This is a genomic window from Candidatus Cardinium hertigii (genome assembly GCF_003788695.1).
Map to the genome: position 1 here is coordinate 97,434 of NZ_RARA01000024.1, position 17,762 is coordinate 115,195.

The following is a 17,762-nucleotide window of genomic DNA, read 5'->3' on the forward strand; positions in this document are numbered from 1 at the left end:
CCAAAAAAGATACGAATAACGGGCAAACTTGGTGATACTGTTTAATACTGCTCCAATTATTCTACTGGAATAGATTGCTCGTAGTGAAACAAATTATGCGGATCATATTTTCGTTTAATCTGTTTTAATCTATGCAAATTATTACCATAATATTTTGTTGCCCAATCCTTAAGCCATATATCAGGATAATTACTATAGGCTCCTCCTTCGCCAAATTGCTCTAGTGCACAATAGTATCGACGGGACCATTCTAGCTGTACATTTTTTTCAATGTCATTTTGCCAATATGCTAAAATTTGGACCGAAGCTATAGTACCCCTATGGGGAAATGCATTAAAATTTTCAGCTACCTTATTGATTTGCCCGCCATAGCTATCAATGATGGTATAATTATTTTTAATGTCATTTTGAGTATAATATTTGTCTATAACCTCTAATGCCTGTCTAGAGAAAGGTTGCCTTAAATATAAAGAAGTCGCTTTAAATGCTTGACGTTGTTTATTGCTATCTTCTCTGTAAGATGTTGCATGTATGCGATGTGGTATACCTGCCCAAAAATCTACTGCTTCCATATAGTTCAATTCTTTTACTAAAATATTTTTTGCTGGAAATTGTAATAAAGGTTCTAGTATTTTCTTCAGTTCAATCATCGAACCAAAATATTGGCCAAAGGAAAATATTGATTTTTGGCCTTCTTGCTTTTGAAAACGTAAAAACATCATAAGCGTATCCGGCGCAGTCTCACGTATCCTAAACCAGCTATTGCTAATGTGGTATAACTGATCCCAGTCCCATTCTATTTTATAAATAGATAGGTTATTATTAACCTGGTGTGTTTTAAATGTTAATGAAACGATTACGCCAAAATTACCATTTCCTGCACCACGACATGCCCAAAATAAATCACTATACTGCTGTTCATTAATAGTTAAAAACTGTGCATTAGCAGTAATTAACTCAAACGCTACTACATTATCAGCAGCAAGTCCCATTAGGCGCGATGAAAAACCAATACCGCCACCCAGGGTAAATCCTGCTATCCCTACGGTAGGACATGAGCCGCCAGGAATGGTTAAATGCTCTTCCCATAATTTTTTATAAACGTTATATAAATCATTTCCAGCTCCTACCTTCACTGTAGTTTTATCATGATTTAACTCAATAGTAGTAATGCCACTAATATCAATCACAACTGCATCATCTGCTATACTAAATCCTTCGTAACTGTGTCTATTGGAACGCACACGAATGGGTTTTCTGACAGATTTAGCATAATTTATAGCTATTTTTATATCTTCTGAATCGTTACAAAAAAATATTATTGCAGGCTTAGCATCAATCTTTTTATTAAAGGATATTCTATCTTGATCATACGTTGAAGAAGTAGGATATACTATTCTCCCACTAAAAGCTTGAAGCGTATTATCTTTAATATAATTATTACCTGTTGTATAACAACATATTATATGCAAACATATTAAGCATAAATAAGAAGAATTTAAGCGCATTAATTTAATTAATTAAATGGTTTGCATAGCACATGCTCTTTGCGTATCTGTTCATGTACGTAACAATACGCAGTAGTGGGGATTCGTTCACGTATTATTTCATAAATATAAAAAATATATCCGTTCACATACAACGTACATAATAATTTGGAATAGCGCAATTAGTAGCGGTATCCGTTCAGTGGTGTGGCTTGTACGTATCCGTATTTGTATTAATTTAGAAAATGGATAAAATCATCAATTATTAATTATTAACAATTTTCTGTGATCTATCTATAAAATATGGCTGCCACACAGGTGAGCGAATGCGTTTTATCAAAAAAAATCAATAATTTAGTAAATTAATAATTAAATTAAAGCATTCCTGTCACGCAGATGAACGGACAATGGCGTCAACTTAAGGGAATTCATGATTAGCCTACCCTCCTATTCTACTTGGTTATCAATAACAGCTAAACCTTAAGTTGACGCCATTGGATGAACGGATACAGTTTATTAGTTCAATAGAAATTATTATGGATAAAAATATAAATCATCACAATAATATATATAATAATATATTTTATGTAATAGCCACTTCTCTACTGTTTGCCTTTACTTTATCGATTAATTTTTCTATTAAAATAGTTTATTGTGCTTTATGCTCTACTTTTTTAGCACTTACTGTAAACTGTCTATCAGCGCTTTGGGGCAGTAAAAAGGCTACGCTAAGTGTAATAGGGTGCGTAGGCATAACTTTTTGTACATTATATGATATGCAATACCATATGTATGGTAAGCCTATTCAGGGACTAATCACAATCTCCTTATTATCTATATGCATTTCGTCCTGTATGGGGTTAAAAATTTTTTTAAAGCTAAAAACCAGATACAGTTTTCCGGTAAGTAATATTATAAGCTCATGCGTATATGCTTTTGTAGATGGTTTTATCATGGCGATATTTTTTATAAACAAATTTCCTATTCATAGCGTTTTTGCTAAATTTTATCAAGAAATAGCATACAAAGGCATTTTTGGACTTGCAGTATATCTACTCTTGCTTGTATTATTTTACTTCAAGCGTATTATTATTAAATACTTTAGGGCGCAGGATCGCCTCCTATCTAGATCTACGTATTCGTTCAGTGGAGGCTATTGCAATAGAAAACAAAAATTTTATAAAAGAAAGAAATCTATATCCAAGTGTTACGTAAAAGCCTTAAAAAGGACATAACACCCGACATTCCGCATAAAAAAGCAATAAAAATCATTATTTATTTTGTTTAGTAGTAGTATTTTTCCACAAAAAATGCATTGCCATTATAAATATAAACAACCTAAATCCATAAGAATGGCTATTTACCTACTAGCACTTTTGTGGACATTTATTTGCGGGACTATCGTGCCCCTTGTTGCGGACAAGAAAAGCCATTTAAGCATATCAGAGCAGCATCTGTATTTTCAGCAGTATGCATATGCCAAGCAGATTTATAAAGAGGGACGTTATGCGGAGGCCAAATCATTATTTGACAAACTTAGGGAAAGGGAGTGGGAACCATCATTTGCTCCCTATATACATTTCTATTATGCATTAGCTGCTTATCACAATGGAGAACAAGTCTTAGCTGCTCAAACTTTTTACTGGATAAACTTACATTTTCCGCTGTGGTCTAAACAAAATGAAATTCGTTATTGGAGTGCACAATGTAAATTTCAAGAAGGTAATTTTGCTGAGGCCTTAGCACTTCTTGCTTTGATTCAAGATAAAGGGATGGCCAAGTCAGTGCTTCAAATGAAAAAATATTTCCTTGCAAAAATAGAAAATTGCGTATGCTTGCAAGAACTAGTAGCACAATTCCCAAATGAGGATATGCTCAAAAAAATATTGTATAAGAAAGCTGTTCGCCAGGCCTATATAACACAAGACTTTTCATTAGTAAACCAGTTAAAGGAGCAGTACAATGGTTGTGATTATGCCTATGAGCCTTTGCGTCATTTACAGTCTAAGCGCAAGGAGGCATACCGTGTGGCTGTTTTTTTTCCTTTTTTTGTAGAAGAGTTGGATTATGAAGCATGTACAAACCAATTTGTCATTGATCTCTATCAGGGTATACAATGTGCTATAGAAGATCTTGTGAAGGAGGGCATTAAGATCCATCTTTTTGCTTTTGATACTAAAAAAAATGCAAAGACTACAGAAGTATTACTTGCACAAGAAGAGCTAAAATATATGGATCTTATTATCGGACCGCTCTATCCCGCTACTATTCCATTGGTGGCTGCATTTGCTAAAAAACATAAGATTAATTTTGTGAATCCTATTTCTGGAAATCCTGATATAATGCACGATAATCCATTTGCTTTTCTTTTTCAGCCCAGTGTGGAAACGTGCGCCCAAAAGGCGGCTCAGCTTACACTTAGTGATATACATGACCAGTCGATAGTAGAACCTGTTATAGCGGTTTTTTATGGTAGCGCACGGGAAGATGTTTTGCAAGCAGCATTATATAAGCGCATGGTTGAGCAAAAGTTAGGTAGGGAATTAGATTGGTTTGTGCAACTTTCTAACAATGAAGAGGTTAAAAATTTTGTTGATCAAATAGCCAAGCTTGATCAAGCAAAAACAATAGGGCAAGAGGAAGAAGTTGAAGTGTTAACACACAAAGCAGATAAACTAGATTTTAAGCAGATAACGCATCTTTATGTGCCATCTCAGGATGGGTTTCTGGTATCTAATGTAATAAGTCTTCCTTTTAGGTTGCATATACGTCCACAAATTATAGGCCATGAACAGTGGTTAAAAAAAGAGATACTAACTTTTTCACAACTGGAAAAATTGCCTATTTTGTTTTTATCGCCCTGTTATATCGATTTTCATCGCCCTGCTTTAATGGCATTTCGTGAAAAGTTTTTTGAGCAAACAGCTACCCAACCAAATGAACAAAGTTATGTTGGTTATGAAATGATGCTATTTTTTGGACGTATATTGGCGACCTATGGTATATATTTTCAAAAAGAATGGGAAAAAATGCATTATAGTGGTGTTATTTTCCCAAAATTATATTATGGAAAGCATCATGCCAATCAACATATTCCAGTATTACGATTTGTTAAAAATAAATTTGTAGTGGTGCAGGATCCTTTAGAAGCTGGATAAACCATGCATTATCCATGCGTTACCTTATACTCTTTAATTTCTTGCCAGATTTTGCTCTTTTGTACCAATTATTTTTGAATTTTCTATTGCTATCTTTTCCTTTTATGATTACTACGGTTTCTGAATTTTTAAATTGGGCACCATCGGTCCAATTAAAGGAACCTGTAATTACATATGTATCATCAATAATCATTGTTTTACTATGCGCAATACCGAAAGGAGATGGTGTGTCGATTATAATGGGAATGCCATATTGTAGCATCAAATCTATTTTACTTCCCTTTGAGGATTGGGTATTTTTATCTACTAATAACTGCACCTTTATTTTTTTTTGATGCGCTTGTATCAGGGCACGTGCAATTTTTTCAGAAGTTATGACATAGGCTTGTACGAGAATGCGTTTTTTTGCAGATAGAATTTTTTTTATAATTAAATCCATACAAGGATCTTCTGGTGTAAAATACATTTCTATATCTATATCTGTATCTGTAGCGTTATATGATTTAAGAGATGATTGACAGGCGGTATAGTGGACCCATACACTACCCATGGCCATAATAATGGCTCCTGAAAATGTAAGCTGCATATGGGTAAGTCGGGCCCATGTTGGAATTTTATATATTTTCATAAAGATTAACCATTCAGGTATGTGGTAAAAATTATTTTAATGGTTACTTTTTGTAATTAATACAAAAAGTAATAAGAAATTATAGCAGTTAAAAATATTTCTATTCACGCCTATGGCCATATCGATACCGTTATAACAGAGGATAGCCAAGCTATGCTTAAAAATAAGCATAGACATGGGTTCAAATAACATCTACCTATATGCGCAAAATTTTTACTATGCCTATTACTTTTGCCTACGCCAATCGTGTGCTAAGAAATTTAGGTATGTTTACATTTTTGGTAGCTGCTGCGCATGCTTGTATTGCCGGTAATGATGCCCTTTTTTTCCTTTCTAGGGGCATGAATTATACAAAAATCAATGCACTAGAAGTAGTTGCTAGTGCGGGAGCCCTATTGTTAGAAATCCCTACCGGTGTAATAGCTGATAGATACGGTAGAAAATATGCTTTAATCAGCAGTTGTATTTTAAGAACGATAGCTTACCTATTTGTAGCAAGTATACCTATATATGGTATTTTGGCATTAGCCTATTTTTGTCTGGGTTTCGGTCAATCTTTTCAATCTGGTGCCTTGAACGCCTGGATTGCAGAAAATATAACAGCATCCCCTAATAGCAAAGCTGAAATGGAATATCAATTTATAGTTAATAGAAATTTTGGTAATCTGGGTAATATTGCAGGAGCTATAATGGGTTACTTTGCTTCTTTTTATTCAAATTCTACTATATCTTGGTGGATGGCAGCAGGCTGTTGTCTTTTAGCTTGCCTTATCATGATCCATACCAAACAGCTTTACCCATCCCAACATTCTACTGCTCTTATAAGCCATTCATCAAAATTTAGCGCTATAGCTTTAATCAAAAAAACACACAAAGGTTTGCAAATCTTATACAGCCATACATCTATTTTAAGTGTTACCCTATTTACTTGCCTTTCGCAAATAGGCGCAGTTGGATTAATGAAAACATGGCAACCTGTTTTTGAACATTTACTAGAAGACTCATCCAAATTAAGATTGATGTATGGTAGTTTTGGTATAATGAGCTTTATAGCCAATGGTATTGTCAATATATCCAGTCATATAAGTGATAAAAAAAGATTGATTACATTTGCCTTGCTATCTGGATTACCTATTTTGTTGTTTTTTTATTTGCGCATTACGGCTGTTGTTGCTTTGTGCTTGTATTTAGTACATGTTATCGGAGAAACTGCACAAGTGCCCATTGTCTACACTGTGATGCACAATAACATTACAGGTAATCAGCGTGCAACTGTTGAATCATGGTATGAATGGTTGATTCATTTGTTTAAACTTGCAGGATTTATGTTTATGGGTAAACTTACAGACCTATATGGATATAAATGTATATATACTATATCCGGCCTTTTCTTTTTATTGGCGATTATGCCCTTATGTTTAATGCAACGTAAGTCTAGTGTATAGTATACGTTTTTGCCACTACATAAGCCTATCATTTAGATTTTTGTATGGCCATTGAATGGCCCAACCTGAAGCTGTGGCAATAGAAAAAAAATTTTATAAAATAGAAAAATCTATACCAAGCGTTGCGTTATATAAAATACAGATGACGTTTATATGTATCCGTTCAGTCATGTGACCTATACGTATCTGTGTTCACACCAATTAGCAATAGCGCAATAATACTAACTCGTAAAAAACGCGCCTTGAACAAATCTGTGATTAGAAAATTTCAGGCTGAAAGCTAATAGAAAATCAGCCTGTTTGAGCCTATTCTTCGTATTTGAAAAGCTGGCTGCGTTCCGTTTCGGGATTCAGTGTACTTGGGGTCCCCATGATGTATGTACATACATCATGGAGCGAACTCGAATAGTTCGTACTATGCTGCGTGCGCTTCACTCTCACGCGCCTTGCCAGCTTCCCAAATCCATTAAGTAACCGTAGATGGCGAGTTCTGATTTTCAGCTTGCAGAGCGTTTTCTTATGCGTTACAAATATGCCGCAAAAAATCAAATTTCTTTACTGTTTGTATCTATCTGTGTTGTGTCTAGTTTAGTTTTACCTTTAATTACATTGCGCCTATTATTTTTTTGCGCCTATTAGTTATTTGTGCAAAAAATTCAGGGTCTTTTAGATAACTAGGAAGCTTAGCTTGATCATTCTTAATTTTAGGTGAATCAGATTCAGCTGGCGCAGGTCTAATTTCTTTACGACTAGAAGTCAGCTTTATTTTATTAAAACGGTCCCTATCAAGCGGTGGTGGAGGTGGTGGTGATGCACTCGTTGCTGCAATATTTTGTACCACTATTGGCGCAATATTTTCTTGTTTTTCTTCTTGCGCTACTGTATTGTGATTATTATCTAGTTGCCTAAGAGGACGTTCTCTTCTTGTTGCTATCTCTTGCGATGGTGTTCGCAGGGGACTGTTTGTCAAACAATTTATAACATCAGCATACTTATTACGATTAAGCTTTCCTACTTTTTTCTCTGCTGTGCTTTTTTCTCTGCTGTGCTCTGGTACTGTAACTTCTTTATTAGGATTAAGAGATTTTAGCCATGCAGGCTTCGGTGGCACAACAGGTTTACCTCTCTGATTAGTGATAGGCGATGTTGGTCCACCATTGTTAAGACTAATTGGCAGAGCAGAAGAGTTACCCCCCTGAGGAGAGTTACCTCCCTGATTAGGAATAGACATTGTTGGTTCACCATTGTTAGGATTAACTAGCAGAGTAGAAGAGTTCCCTCCCTGAGGAGTGTTACCTCCCTGATTAGGGATAGACATTGTTGGTCCACCATTACCATTGTTAGGATTAACTGGCAGAGTAGGAGAGTTACCTCCCTGAGGAGTGTTACCTCCCTGATTAGGGATAGACATTGTTGGTCCACCATTACCATTGTTAGGATTAACTGGCAGAACAGAAAAGTTACCTCTCTGATTAGTGACAGGCAATGTTGATCCACCCTTGTTAGAATTAAGCCCTGTACCTGTACCTTTTGTATTAATATTTTTCAAGAACTTATTTGTATATTTATCATGTAAGCAAGAAAAGGTAGTATTTGCTAAATGCAACGCATTATTTTTAGCCAATTTTTTAATATATCCATATATCCAAAAGTTCCCTTAATTTTTTGTGAGGTATAATTATAACTGGGATATTAAAATGTTCTACTACGTCTCCTAACCCATAACCATGATCAATTAAATTTTGTCTATTCATTACGGTTATTTAAAATTTGATTTATATGAAAAATTTTGTTGCCAATTTGCGCTGGCGTGGTATGATTCATGATATAGTACCTGGTATAGAAGAGCATCTTAGTAACAGTATGGTCACTGGCTATATTGGGTTTGAGCCTTCAGCCTCTTCTTTGCATTTAGGTAATTTGGTTACATTAATGCTCTTAAAACACTTTCAAGAAGCAGGTCATAAGCCTATTGTAGTAGTAGGTGGTGCTACGGCGATGGTGGGAGATCCTTCTTGGAAAGCGCAAGAGCGGCTGTTTCTACCAGAAGAAATAATACGTCACAACGAAGATTGTATTAGCCAGCAATTGAAAAAGTTTTTAGACTTTGATACTGGTAAAAATAAAGCCGTTGTACTCAACAATTTTGACTGGCTAAGGGACATTTCGTTCTTATCCTTTTTACGTGATGTAGGGAAGCATATTCCTATTGGTTATATGATGGCTAAGGATAGTGTAAAAAGGCGGATAGAAACAGGTATCTCTTATACAGAGTTTGCTTATCAACTCTTACAGGGTTTTGATTTTTACTACCTCTATTTAAATAAGGGCGTGACGTTGCAGATGGGAGGGGCTGATCAATGGGGAAACTTAACTACAGGTATAGAACTTATTCGTAAAAAAGCACATGCACAAGCCTTTGCCATAACAGCCCCATTGTTTACCCGTTCAGATGGCATAAAATTTGGAAAAACAACAGCTGGGGCTAATGTATGGCTAGATGCTTCTAAAACTTCTCCTTATGAGCTTTACCAATTCTTACTAAACTGTACGGATTATGAGGTTGAGAAATTAATTAAAGTTTTTGCATGCTGTAGCAAAGAGGAGATAGAAGCGCTTATTGTGGCCCATCAAGCTAAACCAGAAACACGTCTTTTGCAGCAAACGGTAGCTAAGATGGTAACTACTATGGTGCATTCAGAAGAAGCTTGCAGCAAGGCCATCGTTAGCTCTCATATTCTTTTTAGTAATGTTTATTCGATGCATGAGCTATATGCATTAAGTGAAGATGATTTACTAACGGTTTGTGCAACTATACCTAAGATTCATATTACACAAGCTACATTAAATACAGTAGATTCCATTATTTCTTTGTTATCGGTAACTACAGAAGGAGTTATTATGACATCTAAATCAGAAGCAAAACGAATGATTGCTTCGCATGGTATTATGATTAATAAGGTATTAATCACTGATCCCTATCAAAAGCCAGATTTTATTTTACTACATAGTCGTTACCTATTGGTACAGAAAGGCAAGAAAAATTATTACCTTATGGTAGTTCAATAATTATCTATTCAATTATTTCTTCTTGCAAAAAAATGATCACTAGTTCTTTTAGTGGCGCTGTATATGGGGTCAATGCCTTTATGATTTCTATAGAGGTAAGCATTGTGAATGGAACTGGTTTATTTATGGTAGGGCTTCCAGATAGTGCCATTAAAGAAAGTCAACATCGAATAGAATCTGTATTAAAGCAGATCCAATATGCCATGCCGCGGCAACGTGTAATTGTAAATCTTGCTCCAGCAGACATACGTAAAGAAGGGGCTTCCTATGACTTGCCTATTGCCTTGTCTATTATACATGCCTCAGAACAGTGTAACTTAGTGTATTTGTCTGATTATCTAATTATGGGAGAATTGGCCCTAGATGGAATTCTTAGACCGGTAAAGGGTGTATTACCTATTGCTATTGAAGCCCATAAAAATGCCTTTAAAGGGGTTATTGTCCCAGAAAAGAATGGGCCTGAGGCAGGAATTGTGCATAAGTTAGAGGTAATTGCCGTTAGCCATATTACAGAAGCCATAGCGTTTTTGGCAGCTAAACGCACTATTCATCCCATACAAGTAGATGTACGTAAACTATTTGAAACGCAAGTGGGAACATATGAGGCAGATTTTGCAGATGTACAGGGACAAGAAAATATCAAAAGAGCCTTGGAAATTGCTGCAGCTGGTGGCCATAATGTTATTATGATAGGGCCTCCCGGAGCAGGCAAAACCATGCTTGCCAAGCGATTACCTTCTATTTTGCCAGCCTTTACCTTGGCTGAAACACTAGAAACCACTAAAATCTATTCCGTAATTGGCCGCATGGATAATAGCTGCGGTCTTTTACCCACTAGGCCCTTTAGAGCACCTCACCATACCATTAGTGATGTAGCATTAGTAGGAGGGGGAGCCTTTCCACACCCAGGTGAAATTTCCTTGGCACACCATGGCGTTCTTTTTTTAGATGAATTGCCAGAGTTTAAACGCAGTGTATTGGAAGTTATGCGTCAGCCTTTAGAAGATGGTAAAGTAGTGATTGCAAGGGCTAAATTTTCTGTTGAGTTTCCAGCTAACTTTATGCTTGTGGCCAGTATGAATCCTTGTCCCTGTGGTTATTATAACCACCCTGAAAAAAAATGTGTTTGCAGCATGATTAGTGTACAACGTTACCTAAATAAGGTAAGTGGACCTTTGTTAGATAGGATAGACCTCCATGTAGAGGTTACCCCTGTCGTCTTTGAAGCATTGACTTCTTCAAAGCAGAATGAAGCAAGTCATCTTATCCGGGAGCGAGTAGCTAAAGCAAGAAAAATACAAGAAAAACGTTTCCAAGATCATATAGAGCTCTATACCAATGCACGAATGTCTTCTACCATGACCAAAGTATTCTGTCCTATTTCTAATACCGGACAAAAACTCCTACAAATAGCTATGGAAAAACTGGACCTCTCTGCAAGGGCTTACGAAAGGATTTTAAAAGTAGCCAGAACGATTGCAGATTTGGCAGGAAATGAAAATATATCAGAATTGCATTTAGCAGAAGCCATTCAATACCGTAGCCTAGATCGAGCGGGATGGGGGAAGTAGGAAGTACCACAACGGTTTGCATAACATAAATAGCTGATCTGCATGCCTTGTGCTAAAAATCGTTTTTCGTAAGTGGTTTGAATGCCCAGATGATCCTTTATTAGAGAAGAGCCATATAAATCGGTTGTATAGCTGAGCAGTTGTAACGCTTGCTGCTGGAGGAGATCCAATGTATACTGAAATAACAAGGTACTATCGGTTTTTAAGTGTACTTTTCCGCTATCTATCAGAATAATTTCATATAGCTTCAAAAAACGAAGAGCCGTAAGTCTACGTTTGATATCCTTATTTTTGGGTCTCGGATCTGGAAAAGTAATCCAAATTTCAGATATTTCATTTTCTTCAAAAAAATCTAGCAGTTGCGTTATGGGAATACGTAAAAAAGCCACATTGTGTAAGTGACCATCTTGAGCTTCTTGCGCTCCTTTCCACAATCGATCTCCTTTGATATCAATACCTATAAAATTTCTTTCTGGAAATGTTTTACCCAATCCCACTGTATAGGCACCATGCCCACAACCCATTTCTAGGGTAATAGGTTGGTTATTTGGAAAATACAAATTATTCCATTGCCCCTTGATGGTTTTATAAATAGCTTTTCCTGGTTCTATAAGATTATTTAACCATTTATTTGCTTCAAAACGTTGCAATTTCTGTCGCATAGATAGAATAATACATTGTATTTATTCAAGGTGCGTTTTTTTAGCCATCCCCAAAATATTTTCACAAATTCGTTGCATCTCTGCTAACCATTTCGAACAAATATTATGTTTATGGCCCCATGGTATATAAAAATTCATGGTATCTTGCGCTATTCGTTTTTGATCTACCAATTGACGGGCATATAAAGTTCGAATATTGTGAAGTCTATCGGCAAGTTTCACTTGCACTATACGTATATCTTTACACTGCTTTAGCATATTTTTGTTTTCTGTATTATCTAATTTCCATGGATAACCACTGGTATTGTAATGGGTTATTATCTCTACAATAGAAGCCACTTCAGGTCCATACATCAGTTCTAATTGATTCAATGTGACAGATGAATCTTCTACCACATCATGTAGCAAACCAGCTAGAATGGTGGATGGGTCATTGGTAACCTCTAAGAGTATTTGCGCTACTGCCATGGGATGGGTATAAAAAGGAAGGCCCGATTTACGTACGGTCAATCCATGTACATTTTTAATAAAAGCGATGGTTTTTTCTACCATTTCTTGAGTCAAAGCAGTTTTGGTAGTAAGTAACGCTATTAACTCTTTTTCTTGAGCTAAGCTTTCAGGCGTTTCTGCTATCTTATCCGCCACTAAATCAGTAGGGTCATAAGTTTTAAAATGCATTACCCGTGTACCAGCTACTGGTAACACGTAAAGGCAAGTTAAAGCTGATTCAGTGTCTATTATTTCCGTATATCCGCCATGGGCTTGTACAATCTGTCTACTTTCAGTTTGGTAGACTTCTTTTTCTGTTTTAGGTAAATGAAATGCTGTTAGCTCATCCCTAACCTCATATCCTGATAGGATCTTTTGCACGGTGGTATCGGTACTCATACAAAAAGCCAATGCTGGTAACATAAGCGTTCCATGTCCAGTGGATTGCGGGATGATGGGTTTATTATAATGTAAAACAGTATCTGCAATCGTTAATGTGACCACATGATCTACGGCTTGTTTACTTCTACTGATTTCCATTAGGTTTAAAGTCAAAAAACACTCAAAAAGCTCAGGATCTGCTAGCAACTTTTTGACCTTTGTTTGGCCACGCAAAAGCAGCTGTATAGATGCTTTTATCTCATGGAGATATCGATAGGTCTTTGTAATTACTGATTCAATGGCTACTGATTTTACCGCTTTGGCATTCAATTCTAGGCTGTATTTTGCTTTAGCGTTTTGTAACAATAAGCTGCTAAATTGACGCAACTTTTTCATAAAGATGTTAATTTCTTCTCCTAATTTTTCTTGATGGTGTGTATAGAGATAGTGAGAGGGCGCTTGCAACCTTTTACACATTTCCCTAAGTAGATTACTACCATTCGTTCTATCTAGTCTAAACCGATTGGCCTGGTTATAAATAGCTTCTAATGCAATTTTATGCTCATAGGACCTAGTAAGTTCTAGAATTTTCAATTTAGCGTTAGCTTTATCACGTAAACTTTTATAGACGCCTAATCCTCCTACCACTATCCCTAAAAGCACTAAAGCAAAATGTAGTTCCAACGAAAATGATTGAAAATTTTTCCAAAATACACTATAAAAAGAAATATGAGGGGGAATGTACGTATGCATCATCATGGCTAAACACAACATACTAATACTTACCTCTAAGGATAATAAAATAATACTTAAGCCTATATGACAGACAAATAGCGTACAAACCATAGGACTAAAATGGCTCAGCTTAGCAAATTGTATATTGAAACCAAAAAACAATAGAAATAACAACCCAGGCCATACCCAATGGAGGAAAACATTACCCTCTTTTTTATAGGAGTGCAAAGCGGGATAAAGGGCTACAATCGTTCCAATGGCCATGACTATCATATATACATATACATAAGGAAAAAAGTATGTTTTTTGCATATAACAGATCGATATAATTGTACTGATAATAATATAGATACCTAACAAGATAAAAGTATTAGCCTGTTTTGGAAAAAGGCCTGCTCGATATTGTTTTGTAACAAGGCTAGTCAACTGTTGCAACCGTTTTTGCCACCACCGTTTGATTTCTTGTTTTTGTAGATCCCATGCGCTACGGTCTTTAATACCTATCCAACCAGTATGTGGACGTTTAGGAAGTAGGCAGTGGGTAAGTAGCAGTGTGGTTATACTGGAAAATAGTAAGACAAAAAAATGCGTCCCTGATAACATGACTCCTTGATAAATCAAGTAAAAAAGTGTTATACAGGTAGGGATGCTTATGGTTACTAAAACAGTAATAGGGCGCGGTCTAAAGCCACAACAGGTAAAGAATAGGATTATATAAATAGGTGCATATAAGCAAACAGTGGTTAGCAATAATTGCTCTGTTTTGTTTGTACTTGTATATAGTGCGGCCACTAAGCTGATGATGCCTACTACGGTAGCAGCTATACGTGTAACCTTTATGAAAGATATACGATAGCTCACTAAACGTGTGAGCATAGGCCAGATATCGTTGGTAAACAAAACGGCAACAACATGCAACTCAGAGTCAGCTGAAGACATAAGTAGGGCAATACTAGTTGTTATCAACATAACTTTCATAAATGGGAAATAAGTTTGTTCAAGTATATATTGGAGTACATTTTGATTGGGTTGAATAGGATGGTTCCCTAAATGCAGTACCATCGCAATGCTTAAAAAAATTACCGCAAGGGCTAGCCAACTTATCCATATCGTATTAAATATTTTTACGGCCTTCCGTATAGAAGACGCCATATAAAAACGTTGTATCATGGAAGGACGAAAGTACACCAAACTGGCAAAAATAGCATAATAACACACCTCTTTTTTGGGAGCAATATTCCAATGCCATGGGCTCATGCTAAATTGTGGTATATCTTGTAATCGTTGCCAACTAGTTATTGAGATAGCATCTGTATAATACAGCAGTACAAAAAATACCATAGGGCAACAGAGGCAAAAAATAAAAAATTGATAAACATCTGTATAGGTTACAGCTCTTGCACCACCAACAGCAGCATACGTAATAAATAGTAACGTTAATATAATAGCTGCATAAGCGCCTGCGTTAGGTAATAAAATTTTTGTAATGTCTAAACCAACTTTAATTTGAACGGTCAATAATCCTATTGCATATACGATACTTAATAAGGCTACGCACATTCGAACCATAGGGCCATATATACTGCCCATAGACTCAGCTATAGAAAGATGGCCTAAAAATTCTTTCATTCTTACAATAAAAAATCTAGGAAAAAAGATATAAAATAAAACAGGTATTACAGTGAAAGCCAGAGTAAAAAACGGCCTGTGATACCAATTGAATAGACTTACTTCTAAGCAGCCACCCTCATAGATAGTAGCCACTAACGAAAATGCAATGACTATACTAGACATTTTTCTGTCTCCTACTGCATATTCTTGAAATGTTTTAATCCCTCTACCATAATACATCCCAATTACAAGGGTTATAATTAAGAATAGGGCTACGATGATTACATCCATGTTCATAAATAATGGTTTTTGGGAAGTTGTATGCGCTTACTTTGAAATTGATCAGTTGGCATAATAACAGCATAAGCACTGCGAGACCGTTGGAATAGAAAAAAATTTATGGTATTTGTATTTGTACAGCAGTTTTTGCCGTAGCAGTAACAGGTAGCAGTAACCGGAGGATACTAAGATACATTATACATTAAGTTAAACGCATAGCTGAGCTGGTACATAGCTGGTAATAAAAGTATTGGTAATAAAGTCAAATATAAGGCAGATGTGAAGATCGTTACGTTAATTACGAATTATAAAATAACTATACTATACATAAATACCAAATATTTATTTCCCATAAATTAAATTTATAAATAGAACCATAATAAGCAGTAATAATTATACTTCTTTTTTTGATCAAGCAAAAAAAGTAGCTTTAGCAGTTGGACATCAAGGCGGTTAAAACCGTATATCCTTCTTCTTCCACAACGATAGTATGCTCAAAGTGGGCTGAATCTTTCCCATCACTGGTAACAATTGTCCAACCGTCCTGTAAAGTTTTGATAGCTGTATTACCTAAATTTAATATAGGCTCTATGGCCAATACCATACCAGCTTGTAACCTAGGTCCTTCATTGGGCTTGCCATAGTTGAGAATGATAGGTGGTTCATGTAATTTGGTACCTACCCCATGTCCACTTAGCTCTTTGACAATACCTAAGTTGTGTTGCACAGCATATGTACCTATAGCATGAGAAATAGTAGAGAGGTGTGTACCTGCTTTAATAACGCTCAGTCCCTCCCATAAAGCTTTTTCAGTATGCTCTAACAAAAACTTTTGTGTATCAGAAATTTTACCTACGCCGTAGGTCCAAGCACTATCTCCAATATAGCCTTTATATTTGACACCTATGTCAATGCTGACAATGTTTCCTGAAGTTAATATTTGTTTGGTAGGTATGCCGTGCACCACGCCATCATTAATAGAAATGCAAGTAGCATTCGGGAAACCACGATAGCCCTTAAATACAGGATAAGCGTTGTGACTTCGGATGATTTCTTCTACCATTGCGTCTAAGGCTAAACCGCTGATACCTGGCTGGATAACATTTTTTAAAGTATTATGACACAGTGCTACAATATGGCCGGCTTGTCGCAATAGCTTTAGTTCAGCCCTCGTTCGTCTGTTGATCATATAAAGGCAATCTAAACCAGGTAACGGAATGTGACTATCAGCTCCACTCAACTATTGCTTTCATACTTAAACAAAGGATATTGGCTGCTGCTGGAATACACAACAGTCCCCTATTAAAAAAAACCAAAGCAAAAGAAAGCCTTAATAATTTTACTAGCACTGGACAACAGTCAATCGAGTCCATCAAACAAAAGTGGAGAATATCGGATTCGAACCGATGACCCCTTGCTTGCAAAGCAAGTGCTCTAGCCAGCTGAGCTAATCCCCCAAATTTTTAATACCACAACTACGTAATCTAGCTGTTGTTATACTAGTGTGTTGAATTCTACCCATTTGTTGAATTCTACCCACTAAGCGAATTTAATAGGGTTGATTGAATAAATCAAATAAAAATCGTTTTATTTAGGAATTGAAGATATTTTTAAAATGTATACATATGGTTATATCCCTTATGGTTGCCACATCGTTAAATAGGGTAATTGGAAAAGAAAATAAGCTTCCATGGCATATACCAGCTGATTTAAAGGAATTTAAAAAAAAGACGCTGGGGCATCACTTGTTAATGGGCAGCCATACTTTTCGTTCCATTGGCTGTATCTTACCGAATCGCATCAGTATAGTTGTCAGTACACAAATGAAAGCGTCAGTTAGTGGTTATTATGTAGTAAGAAGCATAGAAGCAGGTATCAACTTGGCAAGGGAGCAAGGGGCATTAGAGTTATTTATAATAGGAGGGGGGCAGATTTATGAACAGACCCTACCTTTGGCTAGTAGGATTTATTTAACAAAAATTTATGTTAACTTACTGGGTGATACTTATTTTCCTTTACTCGGAGAAGAATGGGTGCAACGTTCTATAATTTCTTGTAAAGCAGATGCACATAATTTGTATGATTATGAGTTTATTGTATTGGAAAAGCAGGGGGGGTGTTGAAAAATTATGATTATGAATGTATGGTATGGGGAAAACAGGAAGAAAATGTTGAAAACATGTAGCCAGTTTACCATAAACTGAGCAAAGGTAATAACTTTTACGTTTTTTTACTTAAATTCACATT

The 17,762-nt window shown here is 36.0% G+C and carries 11 protein-coding genes and 1 tRNA gene; 5 read left to right on the forward strand and 7 right to left on the reverse strand.

Going from position 1 to position 17,762, the window contains the following annotated elements:
• Positions 1 to 56 precede the first annotated feature (56 nt).
• Complete coding sequence (locus EDM02_RS02920; protein WP_184891107.1) at positions 57 to 1,472, reverse strand: FAD-binding oxidoreductase; 1,416 nt, start codon at positions 1,470 to 1,472, stop codon at positions 57 to 59.
• 1,295 nt (positions 1,473 to 2,767) lie between these two features.
• Here EDM02_RS02920 and EDM02_RS02925 point away from each other — a divergent pair.
• Positions 2,768 to 4,645 carry a tetratricopeptide repeat protein gene (locus EDM02_RS02925; protein ID WP_123662954.1) on the forward strand — a complete coding sequence of 626 codons (1,878 nt, stop codon included), beginning with the start codon at positions 2,768 to 2,770 and terminating at the stop codon, positions 4,643 to 4,645.
• 19 nt (positions 4,646 to 4,664) lie between these two features.
• On the opposite strand, the gene EDM02_RS02930 is transcribed toward EDM02_RS02925, so the two are convergent.
• A complete protein-coding gene (locus tag EDM02_RS02930; protein WP_123662955.1) occupies positions 4,665 to 5,273 on the reverse strand; it encodes a phospholipase D-like domain-containing protein in 609 nt (202 codons plus the stop codon).
• A gap of 200 nt (positions 5,274 to 5,473) precedes the next feature.
• On the opposite strand from EDM02_RS02930, the gene EDM02_RS02935 reads away from it, so the two are divergent.
• Positions 5,474 to 6,718 carry an MFS transporter gene (locus EDM02_RS02935; protein ID WP_123662957.1) on the forward strand — a complete coding sequence of 415 codons (1,245 nt, stop codon included), beginning with the start codon at positions 5,474 to 5,476 and terminating at the stop codon, positions 6,716 to 6,718.
• Between the two features lie 604 nt (positions 6,719 to 7,322).
• Here EDM02_RS02935 and EDM02_RS02940 read toward each other — a convergent pair.
• Positions 7,323 to 8,342, reverse strand: coding sequence for a hypothetical protein (locus EDM02_RS02940; RefSeq protein ID WP_123662959.1), 1,020 nt, complete (start codon positions 8,340 to 8,342; stop codon positions 7,323 to 7,325).
• Positions 8,343 to 8,497: 155 nt separating this feature from the next.
• Between EDM02_RS02940 and tyrS the strand changes: the two genes are divergently transcribed.
• Together tyrS and EDM02_RS02950 are read left to right on the forward strand one after the other, a co-directional pair.
• Complete coding sequence (tyrS, locus tag EDM02_RS02945) at positions 8,498 to 9,787, forward strand: tyrosine--tRNA ligase (RefSeq protein WP_123662961.1); 1,290 nt, start codon at positions 8,498 to 8,500, stop codon at positions 9,785 to 9,787.
• A 32-nt stretch (positions 9,788 to 9,819) separates the two neighbouring features.
• Positions 9,820 to 11,358: a YifB family Mg chelatase-like AAA ATPase gene (locus tag EDM02_RS02950; RefSeq protein ID WP_123662964.1), complete on the forward strand. Its 1,539-nt coding sequence runs from the start codon at positions 9,820 to 9,822 to the stop codon at positions 11,356 to 11,358.
• On the opposite strand, the gene trmB is transcribed toward EDM02_RS02950, so the two are convergent.
• From trmB to EDM02_RS02970, 4 genes are all read right to left on the reverse strand, one after another.
• On the reverse strand, positions 11,319 to 12,020 hold the full coding sequence (trmB, locus tag EDM02_RS02955; protein WP_123662966.1) for a tRNA (guanosine(46)-N7)-methyltransferase TrmB: 702 nt from the start codon (positions 12,018 to 12,020) through the stop codon (positions 11,319 to 11,321). The genes EDM02_RS02950 and trmB overlap by 40 nt on opposite strands.
• Before the next feature lie 21 nt (positions 12,021 to 12,041).
• On the reverse strand, positions 12,042 to 15,527 hold the full coding sequence (locus EDM02_RS02960) for a sodium:solute symporter family protein (RefSeq protein ID WP_184891108.1): 3,486 nt from the start codon (positions 15,525 to 15,527) through the stop codon (positions 12,042 to 12,044).
• A gap of 418 nt (positions 15,528 to 15,945) precedes the next feature.
• On the reverse strand, positions 15,946 to 16,704 hold the full coding sequence (gene map / locus EDM02_RS02965; protein ID WP_123662970.1) for a type I methionyl aminopeptidase: 759 nt from the start codon (positions 16,702 to 16,704) through the stop codon (positions 15,946 to 15,948).
• A 194-nt stretch (positions 16,705 to 16,898) separates the two neighbouring features.
• Positions 16,899 to 16,972, reverse strand: a tRNA-Ala gene (locus EDM02_RS02970).
• 168 nt (positions 16,973 to 17,140) lie between these two features.
• Between EDM02_RS02970 and EDM02_RS02975 the strand changes: the two genes are divergently transcribed.
• Positions 17,141 to 17,638, forward strand: coding sequence for a dihydrofolate reductase (locus EDM02_RS02975; RefSeq protein WP_123662971.1), 498 nt, complete (start codon positions 17,141 to 17,143; stop codon positions 17,636 to 17,638).
• Positions 17,639 to 17,762 lie beyond the last annotated feature (124 nt).